The following is a 7,964-nucleotide window of genomic DNA, read 5'->3' on the forward strand; positions in this document are numbered from 1 at the left end:
TGTGATAATTGTTTAGTACCTAAGAATAAAGTGGAAGCTAAAGAATTACTTTTAAACCTCCTAGAGGTCGTCAGTACCCTGAAGGAGAAGTTTAATGCTGACTATGTAATCACCATACTCCTGGGGAATACCAACTCTGATGTTGAGTCATTCCACCATGAGGAGCTGGACTGCTTCGGTGTCGGCCGGGATACAGAGGAGTCTACTTGGACGACCGTCATCCGCCAGGCCCTCATCACGGGCTATCTGACCAAGGACGTAGAGAACTATGGCCTACTGAAGATCACCCCTGCAGGGAAGAAGTATATGAAGAAGCCTACGAGCTTCAAGATCACCGAGAGCGAAGAAGAAGCCGAGGAGGGTGCACCCTCTGGACAGAATGGCGGAGCAGGCGAGTCTACTGACCCCGTACTCTACTCCATCATGAAGGATCTTCGTAAGAAGGTAGGACAGCAGAATGGTGTCCCACCCTACGTGATCTTCCAGGATGCCTCGCTCGAGGCCATGGCTACCCTCTACCCTATCACGATGGAGGAACTACAGAACATCCCTGGAGTCGGAGCAGGTAAGGCGGCACGCTATGGACAGAAGTTCCTTGACGTAATCCGCCGACATGTGGAGGAGAACGACATCGAGCGTCCTGCAGATATGAGAGTGCGGACTCTCCCCAACAAGTCTAAGCTCAAGGTGAGCATCATCCAGCAGATAGACCGCAAGGTCGCCCTCGACGACATAGCCATTGCCCTCGGGCTAGACTTCGATGTCCTGATCAGCGAGGTCGAGGCGATCGTCTACTCAGGGACACGGATCAATATCAACTATTTCATCGAGGAGGTCATAGACGAGGATCGTATCGAGGATATATACGAGTACTTCAAGAACTCTACGACAGACGATATCAATGAGGCACTCTCTAGCCTAGGCAGCGACTACTCCGAGGAGGAGGTGCGTCTGGTGCGTATCAAGTTCCTCTCCGAGCTAGCCAACTAGACGATATACAATTTTCTCCATTCAGATTATTAGCACAAGATGAGATGTAAGACAGCCCTCAGCCTGCTAGGATTATTCTCCATCGGAGGTATACTCCTAGCACAGCCGACACAGGATGAGCCTCAGAAGAGGAGTATCGCAGACCAGGTCGTATGGATGGTGGGTGATGAGCCTATCCTCCTCTCTGACATCGAGTACCAGAAACTTATCCTGCGAAGTGAAGGTCAGGGCATAGAGGGCGACTTGGACTGTATCATCCCCGAGCGTATCGCCATTCAGAAGCTCTTCCTAAACCAAGCCAAGATCGATAGTATCGAAGCCAATGAGACCCAAGTAAACCGTATGGTAGAGATGTGGATACAGAATGCTATCTCTCAGCTCGGATCTAAGGAAAAGCTTGAGGAGTACTTCAATAAGAAGCTCTCCCAGATCCGCGAGGAGCAGGCAGTGCAGATGCGCAACGAGGAGATCGTACGTGCTATGCAGCAGAAGATAGCTCAGGGCATACAGGTCTCACCCTCCGAGATTAGCTCCTTCTACAAGAGTATTCCTCAGGATAGCCTCCCCTTTGTCCCCAAGACAATCGAGGTAGAGATTATTGCCCTACAACCACAGATCCCCCTCACGGAGATCGACCGAGTAAAGGGAGTACTCAGAGGCTATGCTGATGACGTCAATGAGGGCAAGCGTGAATTCTCCACCATCGCACGTCTCTACTCCGAGGATAAGCGCACAGCTCTACAGGGTGGTGAGTATGGATTCGTTGGTAAGGTCTCCCTTGACCCAACCTTCGCCACAGCCGTCTTTAACCTCTCCGACAAGACACGAGTCTCCCCCATCATCAAGACAGACGAAGGCTACCATATAGCACAGCTCATCGAGAAGAGAGGGGACCTCGTAAACTTCAGACATATCCTCGTTCGCCCTGTGGTGGATGAGACTGCTCTCGAGGCTGCTACCAAGCGGATGGACTCCATCGCTAAGCTCATTGATGAGGGTAAGCTATCCTTTGATCAAGCAGCATCACTCTACTCAGAGGACAAGGACACTTACAACAATGGCGGGCTCATGATCAATAGCTCCAACGAGAGCGACTTCTCTGGGTCCTCCAGCTTCCGCTATGAGGACCTTCCACAGGACATCGCCAAGATAGCCTACCAGCTCAAGGTTGGGCAAGTCTCTAAGCCCTTCACCATGCGTACAGAAAAGGGACTAGAGCAGGTGGCTATCATCCGTCTAAAGGAAGAGCATCCAGAGCACATAGCTAATATGAATACGGACTTCCGCACCATCAAGGAGATGGCTCTAGCCAAGAAGCGTAGCAAGGTCATTGACGAGTGGATCCGTGCCAAGCAGAAGGCAACCCACATTCACATCAACGAAGCCTATAGGAACTGTGCCTTCCAGTACCCAGGTTGGATTCACGAAGATAAGTAGCCCTTTCCTTAATGCCCTCCCTACTCGATATCAGAGCAACGAGAGGGTGTTCTCCATAGCACTAGCCCCCCATTACCGCCTAGGTATGGGGGGACTAGTGTGCATATTATAGGGACATATCGGAGAGTACTTTGGAGCAATGGCGAGCTGTATAGAGATAAGACTCTAGGATACAATCGGCAGAGACTAGATCAAGACAAGATGAAGCAAGAGCAAGAAAGAGACAGAGAGCACTCACGAAGTATTCGCTTCGTGCTAATGGCAGTAGTTATTGTCTTTATTGGCATTAGCTATCTGACCTCTAGTGCTTCTCATCGTGCTCTATCGCTCACGAGCCGAGCTCAAGGAGGATTAGACACCCTTACCTCCAGCCAAAACCAATTAGCAGGCAAGACAAGCAAGGCTCCACAGAAGATCTATATAGAGCATGCTGACATCCTCAGCTATGATGCCTCTCTACAGCCTGGTGTTCAGAAGCTACTTGGCAACATCGTCCTCAAGCATGGGAATGCAACGATGACCTGCGACAGCGCCTACCTCAATGAAGAAGCGCAAAGCTTCGAGGCCTTTGGGAATGTACACATGGTGCAGGGAGACACGATCAATATGTATTCTCGCTATCTCTTCTATGATGGCATCAGCAAGGTCGCTCGCCTAAGGTACAACGTCCACCTAGCCAACCCCACAACAGACCTCTATACCGACAGTCTAGACTATGACCGCATAGCAGACATCGCCTACTACTTCGAGGGGGGATCGGTCTCCGATGCCAAGAACACCTTGACCTCGGACTATGGGCAATTCCTTCCAGCGACCAATGATGCAGAGTTCAGATACAATGTCAAGCTTGTCAATGAGCGGACGACGATGACGACGGAGCATCTCTTCTACAACACGCAGAGTCAGATAGGACGTTACGAGGGTGAGACCCTCATCGTATCAGACTCTGGGCAGATCATCTCCCAGCGAGGGATCTATGATGTAGGTAAAGACATCGGGATCCTGCTTGACCGCTCTACCGTCTACTCGGGGAGCAAAGCCCTCATAGGTGACTCCATTTACTACGATGGAGGAGCCAAGATTGGTGAGGCTTTTGGGCGAATGGAGCTATCGGATACAGCACAGAAGGCAACGCTCTTTGGGGACTATGGCTTCTTTGACGACAAGCGTAGCTATGCATTCTCCACCTATAGAGCACATGCCGAGGACTACTCACAGAAGGATACGCTCTATGTAGCCGCCGATACCCTAGAGCTAGTGAGTGTCCCTATACGCGATAGGAGGAAGCTCGATAGCCTGATGGCTGATACCACCCTCGGCAAGAAGCCAGATACCCTGCAGCGTTTCTTGAGAGGCTACCATCATGTTCGTATCTATCGTAGAGATGCGCAGGCTATAGCAGACTCTATGAGCTATATATCGACAGACTCTATCCTCTCGCTCTATGGGAGGCCATATATGTGGAGTGAGGCTCGTCAGCTCTCAGGCGATACTACCGTCTTCTACTTCCGTAATGGCAAGATCGACTATGTGGATGTCCTAGGGGGCTCTCTCGTCGTGGAGCATATCGATAGTGTAGACTACTACAACCAAATGCGGGGGGATAAGCTCCGTGCCTACATCGCCGATAGCACAGTCCGGCAGATCAACGTAGATGGAAATGTCGAGACCATACTCTATATGAAGGACGAAAAGTCCAATGACTACACCGGGATGAACCGCATGACCAGTAGCACCATGTATGTCACCCTAGACTCGGGTGTCGTCAAGCGGAGCTTCTGGACTGGCCCTGTTGAGGGCAAGCTCTATCCCCTAAGCATGGCTACCACATCAGAGGTCAATCGTCTAAAGGATTTCGTTTGGGCTTCTGACCGCAGGCCTATGGACAAGGAGGCCGTTATCTTCGGTATAGATTCCGTGAGCAAAGCACAGCAAGCGCCTATGCCCCTATCAGATCTTCGCAAGTTCAGTGGCATCAAGGCTGCTCTATCAGCATACCAAGTCTTCGATGAGCAGGCTCGCCAAGACTCCCTACGTACCGACTCCCTTATGAGGACTCGTAAGCCTCTGACGAAGGAAGAGTACCGCAAGCAATATCAGTTTGTCCTTCGCCCTCTAGCTTCGGACAAACCCACAGAGCAATCCCCGATTATCAATACATCATGGGTATCCAGAGTTTTTTCAAACAAAGAAGACCAAGACAGTTCGAGCACAAGCTCATCTACTGGGATCCTCGTAAAGAGGAACTAGAGAAGCGTGTAGAGCGTATCCGGCAGGAGATGATCGCCTCAGGGGAGCTATCTGCCGAGGAGGCAGATAGAGCCATAGAGGAGATGCGTCAGCAAGCCTCTAGCCCCACAGAGCCAAGCCAGTATGACTCCTCGGCACACCTAAGAGGCACCTTTGTCCGCTCTACCGAGCACCTACAGCGCCAGCACAGGCGTGGTATCACATCCTCAGATCGTGATCGTAAGACCATCCGCCTCATGCTAGCCCTCTTGGTGCTTGGGTTTGCCTTCTGGTACTTCTTCATCCGATGAGCGATATCATCCGCCTCCTACCCGAGAGCATAGCCAACCAAATCGCAGCAGGTGAGGTCGTACCCGCCCCTGCCTACATCGTCAAGGAGCTCCTAGAGAACTCCATCGATGCCGGTGCGACGCAGATCCAGATCGAGATCGTGGGCGCAGGGCGTGAGGCGGTGCAGGTGACAGACAACGGGAAGGGTATGTCCCCCATCGATGCTCGTATGGCATTCGAGCGGCATGCCACCTCTAAGCTCCGTGAGATCGAGGATCTTGATAGCCTCGCCACTATGGGCTTCAGGGGGGAGGCTCTTGCTGCCATTGCCTCTGTCTGTCAGGTGGAGCTACGGACACGTACCTCGGAGCAAGAGGTAGGTACAGAGCTACGCATTGAGGGGGCAAAGGTCAAGTCCTCGACCCCTATAGCCTGCCCTGTGGGCACGACCCTTAGGGCGATGAATATCTTCTACAACACCCCTGGGCGACGCAAGCACATCGAGGCTCGCAAGGAGTCTACCGAGCTGAGTGACATCTGGAAGGAGTTTGCTAAGGTAGCCTTAGCCAATCCACAGGTAGCCTTCACTCTCAAGGGGACAGGGAAGTATGACAAGGTGCTCCCTAGTAGCACACAGAAGGAACGTATACTCGGGATAGGAGGAGGGAAGCTCGCCAAGGCACTGCTCCCCGTGAGCTACGAAAGCGACTTCTGTAGCATACGTGGCTTCATCGGCACGCCATCGACAGCACTGAGGAGTGGTGCTCAGCAGTACTTCTTCGTCAATAATCGCTTCATCCGTCACCCCTACTTCCACAAGGCCGTTATGCTGGCCTACGAGAAGTTCATCCCAGCGGGTACGCAACCGCATTACTTCCTATTCTTCACCATACCAGCAGCGAACATTGATGTCAATATACATCCGCAGAAGACGGATGTGCGCTTCTTGGATGGTGAGACGATCTTTCAGATCATCATTAGTCTCGTAAAAGAAGCATTCAGTTCTCATGCTCTCACCCCATCTATAGACTTCGAGCAAGGCATACCCATCGAGATCCCAGCCTATCAGGGAAGACGGGATGTCGTCCTCGACCTGGACAAGCAGTATCAGATGGAGGATGAGGGAGAGCTACCATCAGAGGGATCTATGCAGGGCTTCTCACTCTCTACCGGAGGAGCTGTCCTGAGGACACTCTCTGGACGTAGCCTGCGCCCCAAGGAGCCACAGATCGACTGGGACGACCTAGGGGAACACTTCGATAGTATGAGCTTCGAGAGCACATCGTCTGCCGAACCTTTGTTCCCCACCCCATCAGACGAAGAGTTTGGCTCACCAGGCATACGTCTCTCCACAGCGAGGGCACAGCGCCCCACCCCTCTCTTCACAGCAAGCTCTCTCCTCTACCAAGGCCGTTATATCATCACGACCCTAGCCGACTCCCTAGCCATTATAGATGTAAGGCGAGCCCAGCTACGCATCATCTATGACAGCTATCTCAGCGGGCTTTCATCCCTCGCCTATAATTCAGAGCAGCCTCTCTTCCCCGAGGTTCTGGAGTTCTCCCCAGGGGAGCTTCCCACGGCTCTAGCTGTGATGGAGGAACTCTCGAAGTTAGGCTTTGACTTTGGCGATCTAGGAGATGGACACTTCTCTGTCTCTGAGGCTCCCTCGTTATTGACCAAGGAGGCTATCAACTTCGTCCGCCTCATCGTCGCCGATAGCCTCGATACCCACCGCTCGGGTAGCGAATACGTGCGGAGCTTCCTTGCCGAGGCTGCAGCTGAAGCAGAGGTATTGCAGATGCCACTCCCCAAGACCAGTGATGAGGTTGCGGAGCTACTCTCAGACCTCACCTCTAGCTCTGATGCCTACCTAACACCCTCGGGTAAGAGCATCATCACACTACTCAGCGAGACGACCCTGTCTAGCTTCTTTGGTTAAGGCGCAAGCACTCCTCAATCCCCATAGAGACAAAGGCGAGAGGCGCAGGTTAGGATGAGTTCCCGACCTGCGCCTCTCGCCTTACTTATTGGTGAGGGTGGTGCTAAGCTTGTTGCTCAGGCTTCACACCATTGACATAGATTCCCCGCTTGCTACCGGGCTTATGGATGAAGAGCACGGGCTGTCCTTCATGGGCGACATAGCATAGGCTGATCCCACGATCTACGATCCAGAAGTAGCCAAGATAGCCGAAGAAGCCACCTGAGCCAAAGAGACGCAGACGGATACGGCGTAGAAGTGTCCCATCCTCTTCGACTTCATATTGAGCATAGGGGTAGAACTTTTTAAAGGCCAAGAGACGTACCTGTAGTCCATCAGGCTGCCACTCGTAGTATACGGGTTTCCAAAGAACCGTGATACTCATCAGGGCTATGATCAAGAGGATGAAGGGGGCGAGAATTCGATACTCTGGGGTATACAAGGTATATCCTAGGAGGACGAGAAGGGAGGCATAGGCAATTCCAGTAGAGAGCCAAACTCGCCACGAGAGTTGATAGTAATGTTTCATTGATGTGTTATGTTAGTTAGGTGAACTTGTTAATGATACCCTAAAGGTACATTTTTCTACAAAACCTATCATCACACTCTTTTCTCAGATATCTCATGGCCTGTATCTACGTGATGTAGAGGCAATGGGAGGAAGGCACGCACATAGCCCTCCTCTCTGAGGAAGAGGATGCAGCTCGTGCCCCAACATAACACACACTATATCAAACATATCAAGCGGGGAAAAACGATGATACCGAGAGCGCCAATGCGCTCTCGGTAAGAGCGTCCTCATCACCTTACATAGGTGATGAGGACGCTCTTTATAGGAACGTGGATGCGTTCTCAGTATGCTTACTAAAGGGGGCACGAGAGACGCTTGGTGACTAGTCCTATTCCTCCTCTAATAGAGCGAAGAATCCTCTGCGTCCTAGGCCTACTCGAGAAAGTGCCACTCAGCGGGAGAGGTGCGTAAATAGGGAGACTGAGAATATGAGGGGACAACTTAGCGGAATAAACGGTATTTTTG

The 7,964-nt window shown here is 51.9% G+C and carries 6 protein-coding genes; 5 read left to right on the forward strand and 1 reads right to left on the reverse strand.

Translation table 11 applies throughout. From position 1 onward, the window contains the following. The 5 genes from QZ554_RS07655 to mutL form a co-directional block, all read left to right on the forward strand. Positions 1–990: RQC domain-containing protein (locus QZ554_RS07655; protein WP_297195583.1), on the forward strand; the 990-nt coding region annotated here is incomplete at its 5' end. Positions 991–1,029: 39 nt separating this feature from the next. Continuing rightward, on the forward strand, positions 1,030–2,427 hold the full coding sequence (locus QZ554_RS07660; protein WP_297195585.1) for a peptidylprolyl isomerase: 1,398 nt from the start codon (positions 1,030–1,032) through the stop codon (positions 2,425–2,427). 258 nt (positions 2,428–2,685) lie between these two features. Then, positions 2,686–4,677, forward strand: coding sequence for an OstA-like protein (locus QZ554_RS07665; RefSeq protein WP_297195587.1), 1,992 nt, complete (start codon positions 2,686–2,688; stop codon positions 4,675–4,677). Positions 4,678–4,706: 29 nt separating this feature from the next. Then, a complete protein-coding gene (locus tag QZ554_RS07670) occupies positions 4,707–4,967 on the forward strand; it encodes a hypothetical protein (RefSeq protein ID WP_297195589.1) in 261 nt (86 codons plus the stop codon). After that, the gene (gene mutL, locus QZ554_RS07675; protein WP_297195591.1) at positions 4,964–6,889 is read left to right on the forward strand and encodes a DNA mismatch repair endonuclease MutL; all 1,926 of its coding nucleotides are present in this window, start codon (positions 4,964–4,966) and stop codon (positions 6,887–6,889) included. Before QZ554_RS07670 ends, mutL begins: the two co-directional genes overlap by 4 nt. A gap of 103 nt (positions 6,890–6,992) precedes the next feature. Here mutL and QZ554_RS07680 read toward each other — a convergent pair whose 3' ends face one another. Further along, entirely contained in the window at positions 6,993–7,457 is a 465-nt protein-coding gene (locus QZ554_RS07680; RefSeq protein WP_297195593.1) for a hypothetical protein, read from the reverse strand. Between the last annotated feature and the right edge of the window lie 507 nt (positions 7,458–7,964).

It is taken from the genome of uncultured Porphyromonas sp. (assembly GCF_915070105.1).
In the GTDB taxonomy this organism is placed as follows: domain Bacteria; phylum Bacteroidota; class Bacteroidia; order Bacteroidales; family Porphyromonadaceae; genus Porphyromonas.